Annotated in this window: 22 protein-coding genes; 13 read left to right on the forward strand and 9 right to left on the reverse strand. The window is 71.6% G+C overall.

The genetic code is table 11. From position 1 onward, the window contains the following. Nucleotides 1-65: 65 nt before the first annotated feature. Entirely contained in the window at nucleotides 66-1,052 is a 987-nt protein-coding gene (gene selD, locus N538_RS0122365) for a selenide, water dikinase SelD (RefSeq protein ID WP_028639136.1), read from the forward strand. Nucleotides 1,053-1,342: 290 nt separating this feature from the next. After that, complete coding sequence (locus N538_RS0122370) at nucleotides 1,343-2,137, forward strand: aldo/keto reductase (RefSeq protein ID WP_051549548.1); 795 nt, start codon at nucleotides 1,343-1,345, stop codon at nucleotides 2,135-2,137. A 3-nt stretch (nucleotides 2,138-2,140) separates the two neighbouring features. Here N538_RS0122370 and N538_RS0122375 read toward each other — a convergent pair whose 3' ends face one another. Next, entirely contained in the window at nucleotides 2,141-2,341 is a 201-nt protein-coding gene (locus tag N538_RS0122375; RefSeq protein ID WP_028639138.1) for a hypothetical protein, read from the reverse strand. Between the two features lie 114 nt (nucleotides 2,342-2,455). Between N538_RS0122375 and N538_RS28765 the strand changes: the two genes are divergently transcribed. Further along, nucleotides 2,456-2,602, forward strand: a complete 147-nt coding sequence (locus tag N538_RS28765) for a hypothetical protein (RefSeq protein WP_155992409.1) — start codon at nucleotides 2,456-2,458, stop codon at nucleotides 2,600-2,602. Beyond that, nucleotides 2,599-3,369, forward strand: a complete 771-nt coding sequence (locus N538_RS29170) for a helix-turn-helix domain-containing protein (protein ID WP_051549549.1) — start codon at nucleotides 2,599-2,601, stop codon at nucleotides 3,367-3,369. The genes N538_RS28765 and N538_RS29170 overlap by 4 nt, the downstream gene beginning before the upstream one ends. A gap of 306 nt (nucleotides 3,370-3,675) precedes the next feature. Here the strand turns inward: N538_RS29170 and N538_RS0122390 are convergent, their stop codons facing one another. Further along, entirely contained in the window at nucleotides 3,676-4,173 is a 498-nt protein-coding gene (locus tag N538_RS0122390; RefSeq protein WP_028639139.1) for a hypothetical protein, read from the reverse strand. A 406-nt stretch (nucleotides 4,174-4,579) separates the two neighbouring features. On the opposite strand from N538_RS0122390, the gene N538_RS0122395 reads away from it, so the two are divergent. Next, nucleotides 4,580-6,247, forward strand: a complete 1,668-nt coding sequence (locus N538_RS0122395) for an APC family permease (protein WP_036571761.1) — start codon at nucleotides 4,580-4,582, stop codon at nucleotides 6,245-6,247. A gap of 291 nt (nucleotides 6,248-6,538) precedes the next feature. On the opposite strand, the gene ychF is transcribed toward N538_RS0122395, so the two are convergent. From ychF to N538_RS0122415, 4 genes are read right to left on the reverse strand one after another with little or no spacing between them, the layout of a single operon-like run. Further along, the gene (gene ychF, locus N538_RS0122400) at nucleotides 6,539-7,615 is read right to left on the reverse strand and encodes a redox-regulated ATPase YchF (protein WP_028639141.1); all 1,077 of its coding nucleotides are present in this window, start codon (nucleotides 7,613-7,615) and stop codon (nucleotides 6,539-6,541) included. Between the two features lie 38 nt (nucleotides 7,616-7,653). Continuing rightward, nucleotides 7,654-8,511, reverse strand: coding sequence for an MOSC domain-containing protein (locus tag N538_RS0122405; protein WP_036571765.1), 858 nt, complete (start codon nucleotides 8,509-8,511; stop codon nucleotides 7,654-7,656). Nucleotides 8,512-8,515: 4 nt separating this feature from the next. After that, entirely contained in the window at nucleotides 8,516-8,917 is a 402-nt protein-coding gene (locus N538_RS0122410) for a hypothetical protein (protein WP_028639143.1), read from the reverse strand. A 19-nt stretch (nucleotides 8,918-8,936) separates the two neighbouring features. Next, complete coding sequence (locus N538_RS0122415; protein ID WP_028639144.1) at nucleotides 8,937-9,971, reverse strand: WD40/YVTN/BNR-like repeat-containing protein; 1,035 nt, start codon at nucleotides 9,969-9,971, stop codon at nucleotides 8,937-8,939. A gap of 18 nt (nucleotides 9,972-9,989) precedes the next feature. Between N538_RS0122415 and N538_RS0122420 the strand changes: the two genes are divergently transcribed. The 4 genes from N538_RS0122420 to N538_RS0122435 all read left to right on the forward strand — a co-directional run bounded on the left by N538_RS0122420 (nucleotide 9,990) and on the right by N538_RS0122435 (nucleotide 12,624). Next, nucleotides 9,990-10,259 carry a multicopper oxidase domain-containing protein gene (locus N538_RS0122420; RefSeq protein WP_081790661.1) on the forward strand — a complete coding sequence of 90 codons (270 nt, stop codon included), beginning with the start codon at nucleotides 9,990-9,992 and terminating at the stop codon, nucleotides 10,257-10,259. Between the two features lie 31 nt (nucleotides 10,260-10,290). After that, nucleotides 10,291-11,058, forward strand: a complete 768-nt coding sequence (locus N538_RS0122425; RefSeq protein ID WP_028639146.1) for an exodeoxyribonuclease III — start codon at nucleotides 10,291-10,293, stop codon at nucleotides 11,056-11,058. A 103-nt stretch (nucleotides 11,059-11,161) separates the two neighbouring features. After that, nucleotides 11,162-12,202 carry a DNA recombination protein RmuC gene (locus N538_RS26880; protein ID WP_036571767.1) on the forward strand — a complete coding sequence of 347 codons (1,041 nt, stop codon included), beginning with the start codon at nucleotides 11,162-11,164 and terminating at the stop codon, nucleotides 12,200-12,202. Next, nucleotides 12,199-12,624 carry a DUF6542 domain-containing protein gene (locus tag N538_RS0122435; RefSeq protein WP_028639147.1) on the forward strand — a complete coding sequence of 142 codons (426 nt, stop codon included), beginning with the start codon at nucleotides 12,199-12,201 and terminating at the stop codon, nucleotides 12,622-12,624. Before N538_RS26880 ends, N538_RS0122435 begins: the two co-directional genes overlap by 4 nt. Nucleotides 12,625-12,652: 28 nt before the next feature. On the opposite strand, the gene N538_RS0122440 is transcribed toward N538_RS0122435, so the two are convergent. Both N538_RS0122440 and N538_RS0122445 read right to left on the reverse strand, forming a co-directional pair. Beyond that, a complete protein-coding gene (locus tag N538_RS0122440; RefSeq protein WP_028639148.1) occupies nucleotides 12,653-13,279 on the reverse strand; it encodes an L-threonylcarbamoyladenylate synthase in 627 nt (208 codons plus the stop codon). Beyond that, a complete protein-coding gene (locus N538_RS0122445; protein ID WP_051549550.1) occupies nucleotides 13,279-14,280 on the reverse strand; it encodes a 4-hydroxy-3-methylbut-2-enyl diphosphate reductase in 1,002 nt (333 codons plus the stop codon). Before N538_RS0122445 ends, N538_RS0122440 begins: the two co-directional genes overlap by 1 nt. A gap of 45 nt (nucleotides 14,281-14,325) precedes the next feature. Between N538_RS0122445 and xseA the strand changes: the two genes are divergently transcribed. From xseA to N538_RS0122460, 3 genes are all read left to right on the forward strand, one after another. Next, the gene (gene xseA / locus N538_RS0122450) at nucleotides 14,326-15,573 is read left to right on the forward strand and encodes an exodeoxyribonuclease VII large subunit (RefSeq protein ID WP_028639150.1); all 1,248 of its coding nucleotides are present in this window, start codon (nucleotides 14,326-14,328) and stop codon (nucleotides 15,571-15,573) included. Further along, nucleotides 15,554-15,772: an exodeoxyribonuclease VII small subunit gene (locus N538_RS0122455; RefSeq protein WP_028639151.1), complete on the forward strand. Its 219-nt coding sequence runs from the start codon at nucleotides 15,554-15,556 to the stop codon at nucleotides 15,770-15,772. The genes xseA and N538_RS0122455 overlap by 20 nt, the downstream gene beginning before the upstream one ends. Before the next feature lie 89 nt (nucleotides 15,773-15,861). Then, nucleotides 15,862-19,548, forward strand: coding sequence for an immune inhibitor A domain-containing protein (locus N538_RS0122460; protein WP_028639152.1), 3,687 nt, complete (start codon nucleotides 15,862-15,864; stop codon nucleotides 19,546-19,548). 10 nt (nucleotides 19,549-19,558) lie between these two features. Here N538_RS0122460 and N538_RS0122465 read toward each other — a convergent pair whose 3' ends face one another. Then, nucleotides 19,559-20,125: a DUF4245 family protein gene (locus tag N538_RS0122465; protein ID WP_028639153.1), complete on the reverse strand. Its 567-nt coding sequence runs from the start codon at nucleotides 20,123-20,125 to the stop codon at nucleotides 19,559-19,561. A gap of 34 nt (nucleotides 20,126-20,159) precedes the next feature. Here N538_RS0122465 and N538_RS0122470 point away from each other — a divergent pair, with 34 nt between their 5' ends. After that, entirely contained in the window at nucleotides 20,160-21,401 is a 1,242-nt protein-coding gene (locus N538_RS0122470) for an SLC13 family permease (protein ID WP_036571769.1), read from the forward strand. The last annotated feature ends 33 nt before the right edge of the window (nucleotides 21,402-21,434 follow it).

Below are 21,434 nucleotides of genomic sequence, written 5' to 3' on the forward strand. Positions count from 1 at the left end.
CCATAAGCGCCGGGATCCCCGGCTCACCGGGTATCCATCCCGAGAGCGCCCGGCACAATGGCGCAGTGACGACTCACGCGCTCAGACTCACCCAGTTCGCGTCCGGCGGCGGCTGCGCCTGCAAGGTCCCGCCCGGTGAGCTCGAGCGGGTGCTCGGGGGCCTCACGCCGGCCGCCGGAGCCGACCTGCTGGTCGGGGTCGAGAACGGCGACGACGGCGCGGTGGTCCGCCTGGACGGGTCTCGTGCCGTGGTCCTCACGGCGGACTTCTTCACCCCGGTCGTCGACGACGCCTACGACTGGGGCCGGATCGCGGCCGCGAACGCGCTCTCCGACGTGTACGCGATGGGCGGCGATCCGCTGGTGGCGGTGAACCTGCTGGCCTGGCCGCGTGACCGGATCCCGTTCGAGCTCGCTGCAGAGGTGCTGCGTGGTGGCGCCGACGTCGCCGTCCTCGCCGGCTGCCACCTCGCCGGTGGGCACACCATCGACGACCCCGAGCCCAAGTACGGGCTGGCCGTCACGGGCATCGCCGACCCGGCCCGGCTGCTGCGCAACGACGCTGGCTCCCCCGGCGTACCACTCACGCTGACCAAGCCGCTCGGCCTCGGCGTCCTCAACAACCGGCACAAGGCCACCGGAGAGGTGTTCCCGGACGCCGTCGACGTGATGACGACCCTCAACCGCGACGCCTCCCGCGCCGCCCTCGCCGCCGGCGCCGTGTGCGCGACGGACGTCACCGGCTTCGGGCTGCTCGGCCACCTGCACAAGCTGTGCCGCGCATCGGGGGTCTCCGCGGTGGTGGACTCCGCGGCGGTGCCGTACCTGGACCCGGTGCGGGCGTCGTACGCCGCCGGCTACGTCCCCGGCGGCAGCCGGCGCAACCTGGAGTGGGTGCGCCCTCACGTCGACACCGCGGTGCCGGAGGACGAGCTGGTGCTGCTCGCCGACGCCCAGACGTCCGGCGGCCTGCTCGTCGCCGGCGAGGTGCCCGGCTACCCGGTGATCGGCGAGCTGGTGCCGGCGGGCGACGCCTCGATCGTGGTGCGCTGACGTAGCCAGGTGTTCGTCCCGGCAGCGAGGCCCTTGGCCTTCGGCCGCCCGGCGACCGGGGCGACGGCCAGCGCAGAGCCCTCGGGAGCGACCACTTCAGCTCGTGGTAGACCCGCGACAGCGTCTCGTCGCTGTCGACGAACAGGAGGCCCGGCGCGGCGACGACCACCTCCCACCACGGGCCGGGCAGGTCCGCGCCGGTCAGGTCGGCGTCGGTCCACGCCATGAAGACGGCCATATCCGGCGGTTCCCCGATGCTCCGCTTGGGCAAACCGGGTACAACTCGGGACATGACCGACATCGCACCCGCCCTGCCCGCCGACGCCGCCCCGCTCCCCGGCGGGAGCTCCATGCCGTTGCTCGGCTTCGGCACCTGGCAGATCACCGGCGAGGACGCGGTCCGCGCCACGGCCGCGGCCCTGGAGGCGGGGTACCGCCACCTCGACACCGCCACGGTGTACGGCAACGAGGCGGAGGTCGGGCGGGCGCTGGCCGACAGCGGTGTCGCCCGTGACCACGTGTTCATCACGACGAAGTGCCCGCCGAACCGCGCCGGGCGGGAGCGGGAGACGCTCGAGCAGAGCCTCGAGGCGCTGCGCACCGACCACGTCGACCTCTGGCTCATCCACTGGCCCGGTGACGGAGCGGTCAACAGCGACATCTGGCGGGCCTTCGTCGAGGCGCGCGACGCGGGCCTCGCCCGCGAGATCGGCGTCAGCAACTTCGACGTCGCGCTGCTCGACGAGGTCACCGGCGCGACCGATGTCGTGCCGGCGGTGAACCAGATCGAGTGGAGCCCGTTCCTCTTCGACAGCGCGACACTGGACGCCCACCGCGAGCGCGGGATCGTCCTCGAGGGCTACAGCGCCCTGCGGGGCGGCACCCTCGACGACCCCGCCATCGGCGCGCTCGCCGAGCGCCTGGGGCGCACGCCGGCGCAGGTGATCATCCGCTGGCACCTCCAGCACGGCGTCGTCGTGATCCCGAAGTCGGTCCACGCGGACCGGATCCGCTCGAACGCCGACGTCGCCGGGTTCAGCCTGAGCGACGGAGACATGGCGGCGATCGACGCCCTGCGTCGCTGACGCTCAGCCGCCGGAAGGATCGCCGGCCGGGTCGCTGGACGGGCGCCGGCGCAGGTACGCCGCGGTCTCGGCGTCCTCGACCCGCAGCCGCTCGACGATCTCCCCGCCGTCGCAGCGGCAGAGCGCGACCTCGGTCGTGCCGACGGCGTACCAGGTCCCGCCGGACTCCTCCCACCGGATCAGCTGGTCGACCACGCTGCCCATGGATCCACCCTAGACTTCGGGTGTCCTGGAGAACGATGCACACGGGGGTGCCTCACGGTGGACGTCCTTGGCGACCGACCGCGTCGGGTCATCACCGCTGAGCAGCGTCAAGCAGTGCTGGACGCCGCCGCCGTGCTCCAGGTGCGGCGTGAGCAGATCGCCGCGGAGCCGGCAGCGGACCGTGTCGCCGTCGACGTGCGGTCCCGGTCTGCCGCGGGCCAGCGGCTGCGGGAGTGGTCGGCGGAGAAGGTGCAACTGTGACGGACCTCGGATTCCCGCCGCGGCAGCTGCTCACCGAGTCCGAGAAGCAGGTTGTCCTCGACGCCGCGGCGCTGCTCCAGGTACGCCGCAGCGAGGTGGCGACGGCGCTGGAGGCGGGTCCGGTGCGGGATGCCGAGATCCTGGCCAGCAGCCAGGATCAGGTGGAGCTGAACCGACTCGTCATCGACCAGTCGTCGCGCTGGCGGGAGCTGCACTCGGTGCGCGCTTGGGCGAACGTCTCCCAGCTGCGGCGCAGCTTGCCGAACAACCGCAGGGTCCTCGAGGGCGGCCTCCGCATGGAGAGCGTCTTCGATGCCCAGGGCACCGGCGTCGGCGCGCTGCTGCTGCTGGCGAACGAGCCGATCGGCAGCTACCTGATGAGCTTCGCACCCGTCACGATGAAGATTGTCGACCGCACCGAGGTCATGCTCCAGGGGCCTGAGCTCGACGGGACCGCCTCGGTCATGGTCGTGCGGTCAGGGCCCTGCCTCGAGGCCGCCTGGCGTTACTGGGAAGCCGTCCGGCGGTTCGCGGTCCCGGCTCCGGACTGGGTCGGTGGTGTCGTCGACCTGACGCCTCGACAACGGCAGGTCGTGGCGCTCATGGCGAGCGGTCTCGGGGACGACGCCATCGCGACGTGGCTTGGCGTCAGCGTGCGGACCGTCCGTGCGGACGTGGCCGCGCTGCTCGAACTGCTCGGCGTGCGAACGCGCTTCGCTGCCGGCGTGCGGCTCCAGTTCTGGTCCGACGCTGACGCCGACACCTGATTGCAGGATCCTGCAACGCGCGTGACATGCCGCGGGCGACACGGTCTCATGACTGCGCAGCGGACCGGTCGACAGTCGGGGGAGCCGACCGGGCCGCTGCGCCCTCGGGCGGACGTCGGGCGGACTGGTCCACGGAACCGGTCCGCGCGACGTCTGCGGCCTGGGCGATCTCCCCACCCACCATGTCCCGAAACGTGGGAGCCACGGACGGCGGCCTCGGCATCGGGCGCGAGGTGGCCGAGCCTGCGGTACGGCGACCTGCCCGACCACCTTGCCGCGAGCCGCAAGCACTGCGGCGGTTGCCCCTCAGACGAGGACGCTCCTGGTGACGCAGTCGTTACCCGGGAAGTCGTCGGGAACCCCTGCCTCGTTCGAGGCGCAGACCCGGACCCTGACGTAGGCTGAGGCCACGTTGTCCGGTTGCACGATCACGACCATGCGGGTGTGCTCCCCTGGCGCCAGGTCGCCGAACTCGCACGCGGGCGAGTCGGGGTTGAAGCTGCTGCCGCTGGTGTTGATGCAGTATTGATCGACCACGGTGCCGTTCCGGACGGCGGTGTAGCCGATGTCGGCGGAGTTGTCGACGATGGCGGCAGGCCCGCGGTTACGCAGCGTGAAGACGAAGACCGCCAGGTGCCCGTACTCCAAGGTGCGCGCGCCACCGGCGACCGCGCCGCTGACTGCCAGATCGGCTGACTCGGGCGACCCGCTGGTGTGTCCCCGGGCACTGACCGCGCCAGCTGTGCTGGCGCTGAGCGCGACGGCGCACGTGGCGGACAAGATGATGTTGATGGACCGGCGCATAGAGCTCAACTCCCGGACGGAGGGTGGGCATCGGACGGTCGCCCGATCCCGGGCACTCGCGAGCACGCACGAAGGCGGCGCCTGAGTTCGGTCGCGAACGGGAAGTCGTCGGGGACGCCACGCACTCATTGCCAGCATCTTCGCCGGCCACCGGGGGCGCATCATCAATATGCGCGAGGCACGGGGCGCGGGCTCGGTCGGTGTCGTTGATTGCTGCTGGAGCTCGGAGAGCGGCCGCCCGCGTCAGGACGCGTCAGGGCGGGCATAGACGCGCGGGATCATTCCGGATGCGCGCTCGTGACGCCATGGGAGAGCGCGCGTTTCGAGGTGACCCGTGCGGGGGACATACGTCAAATGGGCACCGGCGCGGGCCGGTCCGGGGGGCCCCCGAACGAAGGGGACGTCAATGTCCGTGGATGCCACTTCGTCACAGCCCGGTCGGAGGCGCGACTTCGCGCTGAAGCGGGAAGTCGGTCTGATCGGCCTGATGTGGGCCTCGATGGGGTCCATCATCGGCTCGGGCTGGCTGTTCGGGGCCCAGGAGGGCCTCATCGCCGCTGGACCGGCGGTGATCTTCGCCTGGATCATCGGTGCGGTCTGCATGTTGCTCCTGGCGCTGGTCCATGCCGAGCTCGGCGCGATGTTCCCCGTCTCTGGAGGCACCGCGCGTTTCCCGCACTACGCGTTCGGAGGGGCGGTCGGCGCTTCCTTCGGCTGGTTCTCCTGGCTGCAGGCGGCGACGGTCGCGCCGATCGAGGTCTCGGCGATGATCACCTACGCCCAGCACTACAGCTGGGCGCAGAGCTGGGTGAAGCCCGAGAACGGCGTCCTCACCACCACCGGCATCATCGTCGCCGTGATCCTGATGGCGATCTTCACGGCCATCAACTTCCTGGGTGTCCGGCTACTGGCGACGACGAACAGTGCGATGACGTGGTGGAAGGTCGCCGTTCCGTTGCTGGTGATCATCGTGCTGTCGTTCAACAACTTCGACACCGGCAATCTTCACGCCGCGGACGGGTTCGCTCCGAGCGGACTCAAGGGCGTGCTCGAGGCGGTGTCGACCGGCGGCATCATCTTCAGCTATCTGGGCTTCGAGCAGGCCGACCAGCTAGCGGGCGAGGCGCGGAACCCCAAGCGCGACATCCCGTTCGCGATCATCGGCTCCATGCTCATCGGCACGGTCATCTACGTGCTGCTGCAGGTCGCCTTCCTGTTCGCGCTGCCCGACAGCGCCATCGGCAACACGTGGACCTCCACCAGCCAGGAGACGTACTACACGCTGTTCACCAGCCCCTTCGCGGAGATCGCCACGCTGCTCAGCCTCGGCTGGCTGGCGGCGATCATCTACGCCGACGCGATCATCAGCCCGGCCGGGACCGGCATCATCTACACGACCGGGTCATCCCGGGTGGCCTACGGGCTGTCGCGCAACGGCTACGTCCCTTCGATCTTCGAGTGGACCAACAAGCGCGCGGTCCCCTGGGTCGGGCTCATCGCCGCATTCATCACCGGCTGCATCTGCTTCCTGCCGTTCCCGTCGTGGCAGTCGTTGGTGGGTCTGATCACCAGCGCCTCGGTGCTCATGTACGCCGGGGCGCCGCTGTCCCTGAGCGCCTTCCGCAAGCGGCTGCCCGACCAGGAACGGCCCTTCCGACTGCCGGCCGCTGAGGTCCTCTCGCCGGTCGCGTTCGCCGTGGCCAGCCTGATCATCCTCTGGACGACGTGGAACACCGACTGGAAACTCGGCGTCGCGATCCTGATCGGCTACGTGATCCTGATCGGCAACCGACTGCTGCACCTCAACGAGCACCGGCCGATGATCAACTGGCGAGCCGCGGCCTGGCTGCCGGCGTACCTCGTCGGGCTGGGGATCATCATCTACATCAGCTCGTTCGGTCCCCTCGACGACCCGCCCCTGCCGTTCCTGTGGGACATGCTGGTGACGGTGCTGTTCAGCTTCGCGATCTTCTACTGGGCCATGCAGGTCTGCCTGCCCCAGGAAGAGATCGAGGAGATGATGCGCGAGGTCGTGCTGCCCGAAGAGGAGGGTCTCGAGATCCCGGCCCACTGACCGGCCTTCTCCGGCCGGACGCGGGCGCGACTAACACCCCACGCTGGCGGTGAACCGCACACCGCTGAGTCACCACCTCCACCAGCGTGTCCACGCGCCCGGCTCCGCCTCCCCCGCTCACCGCGGGTGAAGGCGAGGATGCGGACCCCACGCGCGGCCCCGTCATGCCCGCGCGATCCCCACGGCGCGCCTCTGAAACCGCCCGATCGGGCCCGGGTCACCAAATCTTTTTGGGGACTGGTGCGGACCTTGAGGGGTCACAGCCCATCTGGCCTGGGCAAACGCGCCGATTCACACGTTGAAGCGGAACTCCACGACGTCGCCGTCCTGCATGACGTAGTCCTTGCCCTCCATGCGGACCCTGCCACTCTCGCGTGCCTTGAGCAGCGAGCCCGCCTCGAGCAGGTCGTCGAAGGAGACGATCTCGGCCTTGATGAAGCCGCGCTGGAAGTCGGTGTGGATCACGCCGGCGGCCTCGGGGGCGGTCGCGCCCTTCGGGATCGTCCAGGCGCGCGTCTCCTTGGGGCCCGCCGTCAGGTAGGTCTGCAGGCCCAGGGTCTCGAACCCGACCCGGGCCAGCACCTCGAGACCGGGCTCCTCGACGCCCATCTCGCGCAGCATCTCGCGGGCCTCCTCGTCGTCGTCGAGCTCGACCAGCTCCGCCTCGAACTTCGCGTCCAGGAAGATCGCCTCGGACGGCGCCACGAGCTCCTGCATCCGCGCCTTGAGCGCCTCGTCGGCGAGCTCGTCGGCGTCGCAGTTGAAGACGTAGATGAACGGCTTGGCCGTGAGCAGCGACAGCTCCCGGACCAGCGTCCGGTCGACCTTCGTCGCGGTGATCGGAGTGCCGGCCTCCAGGTGGCCGAGCGCCTCCTTCGCGGCGTCCAGGTTGGCGACGAGCGACTTGTTGCCGCGGGCCTCCTTCTCCAGCCGGGGGATCGCCTTCTCGACGGTCTGGAGGTCCGCGAGGATCAGCTCGGTCTGGATCGTGGAGATGTCGTTGGCGGGGTTGACCTCGCCGTCGACGTGGGTGACGTCCTCGTCCCGGAACACCCGGGTCACCTGGCAGATGGCCGCGGACTCGCGGATGTGCGCGAGGAACTTGTTGCCGAGGCCCTCGCCCTCGGAGGCGCCGCGCACGATGCCCGCGATGTCCACGAACTCCACCGTCGCGGGCAGGATCCGGACGGACCCGAACAGCTCCGCGAGCCTCGGCAGCCGATCGTCCGGCACGCCCACGACGCCGACGTTCGGCTCGATCGTCGCGAACGGGTAGTTCGCCGCGAGGACGTCGTTCTTGGTCAGGGCGTTGAAGAGGGTCGACTTCCCCGCGTTGGGGAGTCCGACGATGCCGATGGTGAGAGCCACGGGCGGCAACTCTACGGCGCGGACGGACCGCGCCCGAATCAGCGCGGCGGCCGGATCGGGCCGCCGCCCGGCGGCACGGCCTCGAGCACCTCGAGGTCGTCACCGACCCGGATGGTCACTCCGGGGGTGTCCGGCACGAGGTTGATCCCGAACCAGGTGGCGCCGTCCCAGCGGCGGATCCTCGCGAGCGAGCGGATCGGCTCCTTCTCGCGTACGGCGGTGTCGGGATCGATCGTGGTGAGCACGCATCGGTCGCAGCCCTTGACGGCCCGGAACACCGCGTCTCCGATCCGGATCCGGCGCCAGTCGTCCTCGGCCCACGCCTCGACGCCGCTGACGACGACGTTCGGCCGGAACCGCGTCATCGGCAGCGGCTCGCGGTCGAACGGCGACGACGCGAGCACCTCGTCGTTCACCGCGCCCAGCGAGGCCTCGGTCGCCAGCAGCAGCGGGTACCCGTCCGCGAACGACACCCGGTCGCCCCGCTCACTGAACTCGATGTTCGTCGGCCTGCGCATCGGGTCGTCGAGGTGCACGAGTCGCACGGCCCTGCCGAGGGCCTTGCTGAACCACGCGTCGGCCTCCGGTCCGGCTGCGGCCGCGGTCAGCCGCGAGGACCAGATCTCCACCGGCACCTGGTCGCCTGGGTCCGGGAGGTCCACCTCGAGCGCGGGCAGGTCGGGCGCGGTCAGGCGGAGTCCGTACGCCGTGATCTCGGGCGCGACGAGCACCAACCTGTTGACCTCTCGCGCGGTGACCACGACGCCCCGGTCGTCGACGACCATCCAGCGCCGGTCCCCCGCGAGGCCCCACGGGTCGACGGTCGCGACCTCGACGGCCGCACCCCGGCACGACTTGACCGGGAACCGGTGGATCGACGTCAGGCGGGCAGTCACGTCCTCACGCTACGGCGGGCTGCCGGGTCCAGGCGAACCGCAGCACGGTCACGGAGAACACCAGCGTGAGCGCTACGATCACGGCCTCGACGGCGCCACCCCCACCGGAGGTGAAGATGCCGTGCTCGACGTCGTACAGGAAGTCCATCCCGAACAGGTACATCCCCGCCGAACCGGCACACGTCAGCCAGAAGGTCGCCGACGCGGTGTCCCGCGCGAGCGCCGCCAGGGCGAGCACGCACGCGAGGCCCAGCCACAGGTCGGCGAGCGGGAAGGCGTTCTCGAAGTCGTAGTACCCCTGGGTGTGCTCGCTGGCGAGCACGTCGCGATCGGTGAACCAGATCGACCAGTACGCGACGTCGATCAGGATCGCGATGGCGAGCATCGCCTGCACGGTGCGCCTCATGGGCGCATCGTGGCAGACGTCAGTGCTTGACGAGGCGCACCACGACGCCCTCGGGTCCACTGCCCCAGCACGTGCCGGGCACGCACTGCACCGCATCGAGGTCGAGCCGGCTGAAGCGCGTCCAGTGCTTCCCGCCGTTGCGGGTCAGGTCGCTGCCGGACGGCCCGACCGCGACGGCGACGTCGTCGGTCCGCCAGTCGACGCCGGAGCGGTAGCCGGAGAGGTCGCCGCCGTTCCGCCAGTGGCGGCCGTGCGAGTGGGAGTACGCCGAGGCATCGGCCCCGCGGTTCTCGTGCTCGAAGTCGCCGCCCACGGCGAGACCGACGCCGGAGCGGAACGCCAGCGAGAACACCCCGCCCGCGGCCGAGGCCGGGATCGTCGAGTTCGTGGCGGTCCAGTGCTTGCCCCGGTCGTGGCTGGCGAAGACGCGCGCCACGGACCCGCCCGAGGCGAGGTAGGCGTCGTGCGCCCCGGCCGTGACCAGGCAGGTGCCGCTCGCGGCGAACCCGAACTCGCCCTTCTTCGCCCGCGGCATCCCGGCCGGGTCGACCCGCCGCCACGAGGCGCCGCCGTCGTGGGTGGCGATGATCCGGAACCTGCCGTTCACCGGGTCGCTCATCGCGAGCCCGTTCTTGCCGCCGGGGTACATCGCCATGCAGTCGTAGAACGCCTTCCTGTCCCGGTTGACGAAGGCCTTCGTCCAGGTCCGCCCGCCGTTGGTGGTGCGGTAGATCCGGCTGTCGCGGCCGTTGCCGATCGACATCACGAGCGCGACACGAGCGCTTCGGGCCTCGACGTCGCGGAACAGCAACCCCTTCGCACCCGCCGGCGAGACGTTGTGCCAGGTGCGGCCGGCGTCCGTCGTACGCCAGACGCCACCGGCGCTGCCGCCGACCCAGGCGGTGCGCGCGTCGACCGCGTCGAGGCCGCGGAACTGCTGGTCGGTGTGGACGTCGACGTGCCTCCAGTGCGGCAGCGGCGCGGCGGCGTGTGCCGAGCCCGCGAGGGAGAGGGCGAGGAGAGCGACTGACAGGATGCCGAGAAGTCTGCGCATTCCAGCACTGTAAGCCCGATCGCCGGGTCGAGATGCCGGGTGAGGCTCGCAAATCGACGAGCCCACCAGGTGCACCTCCACGAGGAGCAGTGGCGCACCGCGAACCGTGACGGGCAGCCGCCGCCGGCCTGGGAACGAGGGCTCGACGACACCTGGAAGCTGGCCCCGGGCCAGGAGGTCGTGGTCGCCGCCCGGTTCACCGACTACACGGGGCCGTTCAGGATCCGCTGCCACATGCTGGAGCACGAGGACCACGGGATGACAACGACGTTCGAGGTCATCCCGTAGCCGGTCGGCCTGCCTCACTAGGGTGGCCCGCGTGCGCATCGCCACCTGGAACGTCAACTCCCTCCGCTCCCGCATCGACCGCGTCGAGGCCTTCCTGGACCGGCACGAGATCGACGTGCTCGCGCTCCAGGAGACCAAGGCCCGCGAGGACCAGCTCCCGCTGATGGGCATCGAGGCGCGCGGCTACGACGTCGCGGTCGCCGGGGTGAACCAGTGGAACGGGGTCGCGATCATCAGCCGGGTCGGGCTCGACGACGTCGAGACCGGGTTCCCGGGACAACCGGCCTGGGGCGAGGTGGCCGAGCCGGAGTCGCGGGCGATCGGCGCGACCTGCGGCGGCGTACGCCTGTGGTCGTTGTACGTGCCCAACGGCCGCAAGCCCGACGACCCCCACTACGTCTACAAGCTCGACTGGCTGGCCAAGCTGCGGACCGCCGCCCACGAGTGGCGCGACGGCGCCACCGCGCTGGTCGGCGACTGGAACATCGCACCCCGCGACGAGGACGTGTTCGACATCGCGCAGTTCGCGACGTCGACCCACGTCACCCCGCGCGAGCGGGCGGCGTTCCAGGCGCTCCTCGACGACGGGTACGTCGAGGTGACCCGCGCCCACGCGCCGGGCTACACGTACTGGGACTACTACCGCCAGCGGTTCGAGCGCGACCGCGGCCTCAAGATCGACTTCGTGCTCGGTTCGCCGTCGTTCGCCGCCCGGGTGACCGGCGCCTTCATCGACCGCGAGGAGCGCGCCGGCACCGGCGCCTCCGACCACGCGCCGGTGGTCGTCGACCTCGACTGACGGGTCGGTCGACCTGGACCTCGACCTCGCGCTCGACCGCCTCAGGTTCACCGCGGACCCGAACAACGACCCCACTGTCGGTGGCCCCCGCCATGCTGGCGCCATGACCGCAGTGACGCTCTTCCTCACCCTGCTCGTCGGGCTCGGCCTGGGTGGCCTGCTCGGCGTGCTGTGGTCGCGTTCGCGCACCCCGTACGTCGCCGGCCTGGTCGACCAGGCCGAGGTGATGCAGGGGCTGGACCGCCTCAGCGACCAGATGCAGCACCTCGACCGGGCCCGCGCGACCTGGCAGGGCCAGTTCGACACCCAGGTCGAGCAGCTCCAGCGCGAGACCCGCTCGCTGTCGACCGCGCTGCGCAAGCCGCAGGTGCGCGGGCGGTGGGGCGAGCTGCACCTGCGCCGCGCCGTGGAGCTCGCCGGGCTCGTCGACCGGTGTGACTTCGCCGAGCAGGTGCGCCTCGACGACGGCGCCCGACGGCCCGACCTGGTCGTTCACCTGGTCGGTGGTCGCAGCGTGATCGTGGACGCCAAGGTGCCGCTCGACGCCTACCTCGACGCCACCTCGACCGACGACGACGACCAGCGCGAGCACCACCTCCGCCGCCACGCCGGGCAGCTGCGCACCCACGTCGACGCGCTCGGCTCCAAGCAGTACTGGCGCTCGCTCACCGAGACTCCGGAGTTCGTGGTGCTGTTCTTGCCGGCCGAGTCCTTCCTCGCGGCGGCGCTGGAGACCGACGGGTCGCTGATCGAGTACGCCGCCGCGCGGCAGGTCGTGCTCGCGACCCCGACCACGCTGATCGCCCTGCTGCGCACGGTCGCCCACGGCTGGAGCCACGAGGCCCTCGCCGACCAGGCCCGCGAGATCCACCGGGCGGGCCGCGAGCTGCACGGCCGGCTGGCCGGCCTGAACGCCCACCTCGACCAGCTGGGCCGGTCCATCAACGCCGCGGTCGGCCACTACAACCAGACGGTGGGCTCGCTGGAGTCGCGGGTGCTGGTCAGCGCCCGGCGGTTTGGCGACCTGCCCGCACCCCGCCAGGTGGAGTCGCAGACCCGGTCGATGGCACCGGTCGACCTGCGGGTCGTGGACCGGCGCGCCGCCGACGGCGAGGAGGGCACGGACCATACCGTGGCCCTGTGAGCCAGCGCCGGACTCTCTGGGAGGAGGGGCGCGAGCCAGGCCGTCAGGTCGTCGCGCTCGGGCTGGCGCTCGCCCTCACCGCGGTGGTGCTGGACCAAGCGGTCTTCGGGCACGTCGGGCCGTTCTTCGACGTCTGCTACGTGCTGATCTGCATCGCGATGGCGCTCGCCGTCCGGCCGAGCGACTTCTTCACCGTCGGCGTGCTGCCACCGCTGCTCATGGTCGCGGTGTTCACGCTGCTCGGCCTCACCCGCCCCGACGTGATCGCGGACCAGGGCGACGGCGTGATCCAGGCCGTCGTCTCCGGGCTCGGCCACCACGCGGCCGCGCTGGTCACCGGCTACGCCCTGTGCCTGGGGATCCTCGCGGTCCGGCAGCGGGTGCTCACGCAGTCGCGGCCTCCGGCCCGCAGCGCCCACTGACAGCGACCACTGACAGCGCCCACCGGCGTCAGGCGGCCTCGAAGCGCGCGGGGTCCCCGGCGCCGAGGCGCACCACCTCGGGGTAGCCCTCCGACCAGTCGATCACCGTCGTCGGCTCGGCGAGCGTCTCGCCCGCCTCGACGACGACGTCGACGGCGTGGTCGAGCTCCTCCTTGATCTCCCAGCCCAGGCTGCGCGGCTCCGTCTCGCCGGGCAGGATCAGGGTGCTGGTGAGCAGCGGCTCGCCGAGGGTGTCCAGCAGCGCCTGCACGAAGACGTGGTCGGGGATGCGGACGCCGACCGTGCGCTTCTTCGGGTGCATCAGCCGGCGCGGCACGTCCTGGGTCGCGGGGAGAACGAACGTGTACGGCCCGGGCGTCGCCGCCTTGATCGCGCGGAACGCCGAGTTGTCGAGCTTCACGAACTGCCCGAGCTGGGCGAAGTCCTTGCACATCAGCGTGAAGTGGTGCTTGTCGTCGAGCCCGCGGATCCGCAGGATCCGGTCCCGTCCGTCGCGGTTGCCCAGCTGGCAGCCGAGGGCGTAGCCGGAGTCGGTCGGGTAGGCGATGAGCTGGTCCTCGCGCAGCGCGTCCGCGATCTGCTGGACCAGCCTGGGCTGCGGATTGTCGGGGTGTACGTCGATGAAGCGGGCCATCAGACTCGGCCGGCCGCCTTGAGGTCGCGGCGCAGCTCCGGTGGCAGCGCGAAGATCAGCGACTCCTCGGCACTGTGCACGGCCCGGGCGTCCGGGTAGCCCCGGTCGGAGAGGAACGACAGCACACCGTTCACGAGCTCCTCCGGCACGCTCGCCCCCGAGGTGACGCTGACGGTGCTCACACCCTCGAGCCAGGTCTCGTCGATCTCCGAGGCGTCGTCGACGCGGTACGCCGCGTGCGCGCCGGCCTCGAGCGCAACCTCGACCAGGCGCACCGAGTTCGAGGAGTTGCCGGAGCCCACGACGATGACGAGGTCGGTGCCGGCGGAGATCTCCTTGACCGCGAGCTGGCGGTTCTGGGTGGCGTAGCAGATGTCGTCGCTCGGGGGGTCCAGCAGCTCGGGGAAGCGCTCCCGGATCGCGGCCACGGTCTCCAGCGTCTCGTCGACCGAGAGCGTGGTCTGCGACAGCCAGGCCACGCGAGAGGGGTCACGCACCACGATGCCGGCGACGTCGTCGGGTCCTTGCACCAGCTGGATGTGCTCGGGCGCCTCCCCCGCGGTGCCCTCGACCTCCTCGTGGCCAGCGTGGCCGATGAGCAGGATGTCGTAGTCCTCGTTCGCGAAGCGCTTCGCCTCGTGGTGCACCTTGGTCACGAGCGGGCAGGTCGCGTCGATGGTCTTGAGCGAGCGGGCCTCCGCCTGGCGGTGCACCTCGGGCGAGACGCCGTGCGCGGAGAACACCACGGTCTCCCCCGCCGGCACCTCGTCGAGCTCCTCGACGAAGATCGCCCCGCGACCCTCGAGGTCGGCGACGACGTGCTTGTTGTGGACGATCTGCTTGCGCACGTAGACGGGGGCGCCGTACAGGTCCAGCGCCTTCTCGACGGTGATCACGGCGCGGTCGACCCCGGCGCAGTAGCCGCGCGGCGCCGCCAGCAGGACGGCCCGGTCGGCGTCCTCCGGCGACAGGATCGGCGGCATGCCCATGTCGGTCGTCATGTGTCCAGTCTAGGAGCGTCGGCGCGATCCCCTAATCTCGCCCGCATGGCCCTGGAGACCTCGCTCGAGTCGCCGGCCCCGGTCCGGCAGGTCGCGAACGCGATCGCGGGCTGGGTCGACCGGCTCGGCGCCGTCTGGGTCGAGGGCCAGGTCGCGCAGGTCAGCCGCCGCCCCGGCATGAACACCGTCTTCCTCACGCTCCGGGACGCGGTCGCGGACATCTCGGTCCCGGTGACCTGCTCGCGCACCCTCTTCGACGGGCTCAACCCGCCCCTGGTCGAGGGCGCCAGCGTCGTCGTGCACGCGAAGCCGTCGTACTACGCCAACCGCGGCACGCTGTCCCTCTACGCCCGCGACATCCGGATGGTCGGCCTCGGCGAGCTGCTCGCGCGCCTCGAGCGGCGCCGCCAGCTGCTCGCCGCGGAGGGGCTCTTCGCGGCCGAGCTGAAGCGTGCCCTGCCGTTCCTGCCCGGCACCGTCGGGCTGGTCACCGCACCCAACAGCGCCGCCGAGCGCGACGTGCTGGAGAACGCTCGCCGCCGCTGGCCGGCGGTCCGCTTCGAGGTCGCGTACGCCGCTATGCAGGGTCCACGGTCCGCAGCCGAGGTCATCGAGGCGGTCGAGCGGCTGGACCGGAACGCCGACGTCGAGGTCATCGTGGTCGCCCGCGGCGGCGGCTCGGTGGAGGACCTGCTGCCGTTCTCCGACGAGGCGCTGGTCCGCGCGGTCGCGAAGGTCCGCACGCCGGTGGTCTCGGCGATCGGCCACGAGCCCGACCAGCCGCTCCTCGACCTGGTCGCGGACGTCCGGGCGTCCACGCCGACCGACGCCGCGAAGCTCGTCGTGCCCGACGTCGCCGAGGAGGCCCGCAACGTCGTGCACGCCCGCCAGCGGATCCGCGCCGCCCTCACCGGCTGGCTGGCCCGCGAGCAGGCCGGCCTCGACGCGCTGCGGTCGCGCCCGGCGCTCGCCGATCCGCGGACCCTGCTCGACGCGCGCCTCGAGGAGGTCCACCGGCTCCGCGACCGGGCCCGCCGCACCCTCGGCCACGCCCTCGACCGCGCCGCGGATGACGTCGGCCACCAGCGCGCCCGCGCGCGGGCCCTGTCGCCGCTCGCGACGCTGCAGCGCGGGTACGCCGTGCTCCAGGACGCCGACGGCCACGTCATCACCTCCGTCGCCGGCGTCGCCGCGAAGCAGAAGATCAGCGTCCGGGTCGCCGACGGCCGCATCCACGCCACCACCACCAGGACCGAGCAGCTCGAGGAGACCGATGGCCGAGAAGAAGACTGAGACGCCGTCGTACGAAGAGGCGCGCGAGGAGCTGGTCGAGGTGGTCCGCTCGCTCGAGGCCGGCGGCACCACCCTCGAGGAGTCGCTCGCGCTGTGGGAACGCGGCGAGAAGCTCGCGACGATCTGCCAGGACTGGCTCGACGGCGCCCGCAAGCGTCTCGACGCGGCCGTGGAGAAGGACGCCGGCCCGGACGTCTAGACCTTCCCGCGTAACCCGGTGCGGACAGGAGTCGTTGCGGCGTCGGCGGGAAACCCCCGTACACCTGTCGTTTCGCCCCTGGAGCCACCATGCCCCTGCGCGCCCGCATCGCCGCCCTCGCCGCCCTCGCGCTGATCGGGAGCGCCGCCGGCGCCGCGGTCCCCGCGACCGCGGCCGGCCACCACTCTCACCCGGTGGCCGATCCGGGCGTGACCGTCCCGTACTCCCAAGTGCTGCGGCAGCCCGGTGGCTACCAGTTCCGGGCCGTCCTCACGGACGCGAGGGCGGGCGGCCTCTTCGAGGTCGACGGCTACAGCGTGAGCCGCGACCGGGCCGGCACCTGGCACTACGTGTCCGGCCGGGACGCGCAGGGCCGGGTCCAGCTCGCCCACGCGGTCGGCCCCGCCGGCCCGCCCGCGTCCGTCGCACCGCACGCCGGCCGGCAGCAGACGCGGGTGAGCGCGAAGGAGGAGGCGGCCCGCGCCAGCATCCTGCGCCAGCTCCAGGTCGCGTCCTACCGGGCCCAGCTCGCGGCCGCCGCCGAGGGCGAGGAGCGGGTCTTCCACGTGCCCGCGCTGATGCTGGCGACCTGGTACGACGAGGACGCCGGCGAGACGACGCCGCAGTTCCACGACGGCCACGACGCCGCGTACTTCAAGAAGATCCTCGACGGCTTCGGCGGCAACCCGAACGGCTCGGTCACGCAGTTCTACTACGAGGCGTCGTTCGGCCAGTTCCTGGTGGAGATCGACGTGTTCGGCCCGTACACCTCGGCCGAGTCGATCGGCGACCCGTGCCACTACGGCACGCCCGACGACGGCGACCTCAAGGTCACCGACCCGGCCGGCTCGGTGCTCGGCGTGGGCGGCGCGGGCGCCCTCGGCATGGCGGTCGAGGCGGTCCCGCAGACGTTCGCCGACCCGGGCATGGACTGGTCGAAGTACGACAACGACGGCGACGGCCAGGTCGACTTCACGATCATCATCCATTCCGGCTCCGACCACGCGTTCACCAGCGATCCGTGCGACACGCACTCCCACGCGCTGCAGGCGACCCTCGGCCTGCCCTCGACCGCGGAGAGCACGCTCGGCCTGCCGGCGGGCACCCTCAAGGCCGGCATCCCGACCAACAGCCCGGGCGTCTTCGTCGACCGCGTGGTGACCATCCCCGAGCGCGGCTCGCTCAAGGACCCGCTCACGATCGGCGTCGCCGCCCACGAGATGGCGCACGCCCTCGGGGAGCCGGACTACTACGACACGGCGTACACCTCGAACGGCACCGGCGACTTCGACATCATGGCCGGCGGCTCGTACATGGGTGACCCGGCGGGCTCGAACCCGACGATGTTCAACCCCGCCACCCGGGTCTTCCAGGGGTGGGTCACGCCGACCGTCGTGCACGGCGACCTGAACGGCTACACCCTGGCGCCTCGCACCGCGCTGCCGGCGAAGGGCTACCACGTCGGCATGGTCGACCCGAACCTGCTGCTCGTCCCGACCTACGAGGTAGCAGTCGGCGACACCGACTCCCTGGGCCACACCTGGACCCAGGAGGACGTCTACGGCCTCGCGACGGACCCGAAGACCGGCAAGTTCGTCGTCGAGGGCTACTACGTGGAGAACGTCAGCCGCGACGCGGTGACGACGAAGCTGTCCCCGCAGAACCCGTCCGGCTCGATGTTCGACCACCGGCAGCACGCCTCGGGCCTGCTGGTGTGGCACTTCGACTACTGGCGGCAGTCCACGACGTACTTCGGGCACGGGAACGACGCGCAGAGCGACCCGAACCGCTACCAGATGGACGTCGAGGAGTTCGACCAGAACGACAACACCCAGGAGCTCCAGCTGAACTACAGCCGCGGCAACCCGGCCGACTTCCTGGTCGGCGCCGCGACCGGCATCACCTCCGGCACCCACGAGGCGCCGCCCGGCGTACCGACCACGTCCGGCGAGCCGCAGGAGCCGGTCGAGCTGACCGGCACATCCGCGCCGGTCGCGGGCGGCTCGGTCCAGTTCGACGTCGAGGACAACCCGAACAACCAGGTGATGACGGTGACGGTCGCGAGCGACAACATGGGCGACTGCAAGCTGTCGCTCACCGACCCGTCGGGCACGACGACCGCCGAGTCCGACGCGGGCAGCTTCGGCGACCCCGAGTCGATCACGGTCAAGAAGCCGGCCGCCGGCACCTGGACCGCCAACGTCGGCGACTTCGCGGCCTGCCTCCAGTTCTCCGGCCGCGCCGTCTTCACCGGGGCCAGTGCGTTCAACACCCAGGGAGCGGCCGACACCTGGTCGAGCTGGACCGAGAAGCCCACGGGCTGGGCGTTCACCAACGTGTCCGGCTACGGCAACGGCATCGACAACAGCCCGGAGTCCGGCGACACGAGCACGATCACGCTCGACGTGCTCGACCTGTCCGGCGACAAGGACGTCTCCCCCGGCTTCGTCACCGGCCGCCTGAACGCCGGCCGCGACAACGTCCTCACCGTCCCGGTCTTCTCCAACGGCGGCAAGGCGCCCGGCAAGGTCGACGTCGTCGTCCACTCCCGGACCGTCAACGGCCCGGTGGTCGCCCGCAAGCAGGTCGGCCTCGGCGCCTACGAGCGCAAGGACGTCCGCTTCACCTACCGGCCGGCGGGCGAGGGCGTCACGAAGCTGGTGACCGTCGTGGATCCGGCCGACCGGATCAGCGAGGGCAGCGAGCGCAACCAGGCGCAGGTCACGACGCTGTGGTCCGGCCCGAAGGACCCGAGCGTCCTGGTCGTCGACGACGACCAGACCCTCGCCCACGAGCGTGCGATCGCCGGCGCCCTGGCGGCGCTCGGCGTGCCGTACGCGATCGCCGCCAAGTCCCCCAACGCCACCGAGATGGGCAGGTACGGCGCGGTGATCTGGGAGAACGGCACGGACCGCGGACCCGGCGTCCTGGCGCCCGGTGACGTGGCCGCGCTGAAGCGCTACCTCGACGGTGGCGGCCGGCTGCTGCTCAGCACGAACCGCCCGGACGGCGTGTCGAGCGTGGTCGACCCGACGTTCGCGGGCCAGTACCTCGGCATCCGCACGCCGGAGGGCAACGCGTCGTACGTCGCCTCGCAGTCCGGAGCCCTCACGTTCAGCGGTGCCGGCCTGCTGAAGGGCACCCAGGTGACCAGCCTGCAGGCCCCGGCGCGGCCGTTCTTCGGCCTCTCCGGGCTCTCCTCGGCCGGCAACGGCGCCCTCGGCACCGCGATCGACCCGCTGGGCACGGCGACCGGGATCCTCACCGCGCCGGAGTCGGCCCTGGCCGCGGTCGTCCCGGCCGAGGACCCGCCGTACGTCGGCATCGCGGTCGACGGAGACGCGGCGCACCAGTCGTTCCGGACCGTGACGCTCGGGTGGAACCTCGGCGACGACGCGAAGGCGGCCGAGACCCTCGACCTGCTCGGCACCGTGCTCAAGCACTTCGGGGTGAGGACCGGCCGGTACCACCCGGCCGGCAAGCCGGTCGTCTACACGACCGCGGTCCGCGACGACATCGTCGGCCGGGCGATCCCGGTGACCGCGGTGGTGCTCGGGGGCAGGGCGGCGCCGGTGGTGCTGCACTACCGGACGCACGACGGCGTGTGGAGGTCCGCGCCGATGAGGTCCACCGGGCACGGCACCTACCAGGGGACGATCCCGGGCAGCGTCGTCACCTTCCACGGCGTCGACTACTACCTGACGGTCCGTGGTCGCTCCGACCTGGCCGGCTATCCCGGACCCCTGTTCCACGGAGTCGGGGTCGCCATCGGCTAGGCCGACAGGGCTAGGGCTTGAGCGGCTCGGTCGTCAAGGACTCGACCAGTGTCTGCAGCTCCGTCTGGGGGGCGGAGCCATAGACGAGGACGGTCTGGCCACCGACCTCGGCGGCGTACCCATGGTCGCCGCCGGGGTCGGAGAACGTCAGCCACCGGGACGCGACCGCGCTGTCGAGCGTGACCGGGTCGCCCTCGATGGCGTCGGTGCCGACGTAGGTGTCGACCAGCTCGGCGACGTCCTCGTCCTCCTCGTGCAGCCCCGCGAAGTGGTCGTCGGACGTGGTCATCGCGAGGTCCAGCACCGGGCGGTCGCCGGTGTCGAAGGTCGCGTCCTTGACGAACCAGCCGTCCGGCAGCTCGGCGGGGTACGCCGGGGTGATGCCGGCCTGCTGGATGCTGACGACCAGGGACCGGTAGTCCACGGGCTGCGGGTCGTACTCCGGGGTGTCCCGGAAGGCAGCGCGGAACGCGACGATGCCCAGCACGACGAGCACGAGCACGATCATCGAGCCGACGAGCCCGCCGAAGCTCCGCTGGTACCGGCTCGGCTGACCGGTGTCTGACGCCTGGCTCACCGGCCCATCCTCGCAAGTCCTCTAGGGTCGCCGCGTGCCGCCCCTCGACGCGATCCCGCTGGCGGCGCTCCTGGTGCTGCTCGTGACCGCGTACGTCCACCCCTCGGCGCGCACCGAGCTCGGTGTCGGCCTCGCCGCCGCCGCGGCCACCCTCGCGACCGGCATCCTCGACGCCGGCGACGTCGAGGCGGTGCTGCGCCACCTCGGGCCGGTGGTGCTCTTCCTCGTCACGATCCTCGTGGTCGCGGACGTGTGCGCGCGGGCCGGGCTGTTCGCGGCCGTCGCCGCCCGCATCAGGCACGCCAGCTCGGGCCGACCGGTCCGGCTGTTCACGGGCGTCTTCCTGCTCGCCGCCGTCGTGACCTCGGCGCTGAGCCTGGACGCCACCGTCGTACTGCTCACCCCGGTCGTCGTCGCAGCCGCCGCGGCCGCGGGGACGTCGGTCTGGCCGGGCTCCCACGCCTGCCTGCGGATGGCCAACTCCGCCTCGTTGCTGCTCCCGGTCTCGAACCTGACCAACCTGCTCGCGATGCCGCACCTCGACCTCACGTTCGCGGGATTCGCCGTCGTGATGGCGCCGGTGCTGCTCGCGGTCCTCGTGGTGGAGTACGTCGTCCTGCGGCTGCTGTTCCGCCGCGAGCTCGCCACCCCCGGCGAGCCGGCGGACCACGGCCCGGACCCGGCGCTGGAGCCGGTGCCGCTGGTCGTCGTCGCGCTGATGCTGGCCGGCTTCGCGGTCGGGTCGCCGCTCGGCGTCGACCCGTGCTGGATCTCGGCGGCGGCCGCGGTGGCCCTCGTCGCCTGGGCGCGACACCGTGGGCTGGTCACCCCGAGCCAGGCGGGTCACGCCGCGCACCCGGCCTTTGCGGTGTTCGTGCTCTGTCTCGGGATCGTCGTCGCGGCCCTGTCGACGGGGTTCCTCGGCGACCTGGTCGCCGACCTGGTGCCCGGCGGGACGTCGTACGCCGACCTGCTGGCGATCGCCGTCCTCGCCACCGTGCTCGCGAACCTGCTGACGAACCTCTCGGCCACGCTGCTGCTGGTGCCACTGGTGGCCCCGCTCGGCGACACGGCGGTGCTCGCCGCCCTGCTCGGGCTGAACATCGGGTCCGGCCTCACCTACACGGGCTCGCTCGCGAACCTGCTGTGGCGGCGCACCCTGGTCCGCCTCGACATCCGGCCGTCCCTCGGCCGGCTGCACCGCGTGTCGCTCGTCGCGACCCCGCTCAGCCTGCTCGCCGCCGTGACGATGCTCTCCGCAGTTGCGGGTAACTAGCGCTATACTCTCCGCAGATGCGGCATGATGGGA

It is taken from the genome of Nocardioides sp. URHA0032 (assembly GCF_000620645.1).
GTDB lineage: Bacteria > Actinomycetota > Actinomycetes > Propionibacteriales > Nocardioidaceae > Nocardioides.

Coding starts and splice junctions, on each gene's coding strand:
- N538_RS0122370 (WP_051549548.1), top strand. CDS start 1,343: ATGACCGACATCGCACCCGCCCTGCCCGCCGACGCCGCCCCGCTCCCC.
- N538_RS0122375 (WP_028639138.1), bottom strand. CDS start 2,341: ATGGGCAGCGTGGTCGACCAGCTGATCCGGTGGGAGGAGTCCGGCGGG.
- N538_RS0122390 (WP_028639139.1), bottom strand. CDS start 4,173: ATGCGCCGGTCCATCAACATCATCTTGTCCGCCACGTGCGCCGTCGCG.
- N538_RS0122395 (WP_036571761.1), top strand. CDS start 4,580: ATGTCCGTGGATGCCACTTCGTCACAGCCCGGTCGGAGGCGCGACTTC.
- N538_RS0122410 (WP_028639143.1), bottom strand. CDS start 8,917: ATGAGGCGCACCGTGCAGGCGATGCTCGCCATCGCGATCCTGATCGAC.
- N538_RS0122415 (WP_028639144.1), bottom strand. CDS start 9,971: ATGCGCAGACTTCTCGGCATCCTGTCAGTCGCTCTCCTCGCCCTCTCC.
- N538_RS26880 (WP_036571767.1), top strand. CDS start 11,162: ATGACCGCAGTGACGCTCTTCCTCACCCTGCTCGTCGGGCTCGGCCTG.
- N538_RS0122440 (WP_028639148.1), bottom strand. CDS start 13,279: ATGGCCCGCTTCATCGACGTACACCCCGACAATCCGCAGCCCAGGCTG.
- N538_RS0122445 (WP_051549550.1), bottom strand. CDS start 14,280: ATGACGACCGACATGGGCATGCCGCCGATCCTGTCGCCGGAGGACGCC.
- xseA (WP_028639150.1), top strand. CDS start 14,326: ATGGCCCTGGAGACCTCGCTCGAGTCGCCGGCCCCGGTCCGGCAGGTC.
- N538_RS0122455 (WP_028639151.1), top strand. CDS start 15,554: ATGGCCGAGAAGAAGACTGAGACGCCGTCGTACGAAGAGGCGCGCGAG.
- N538_RS0122460 (WP_028639152.1), top strand. CDS start 15,862: ATGCCCCTGCGCGCCCGCATCGCCGCCCTCGCCGCCCTCGCGCTGATC.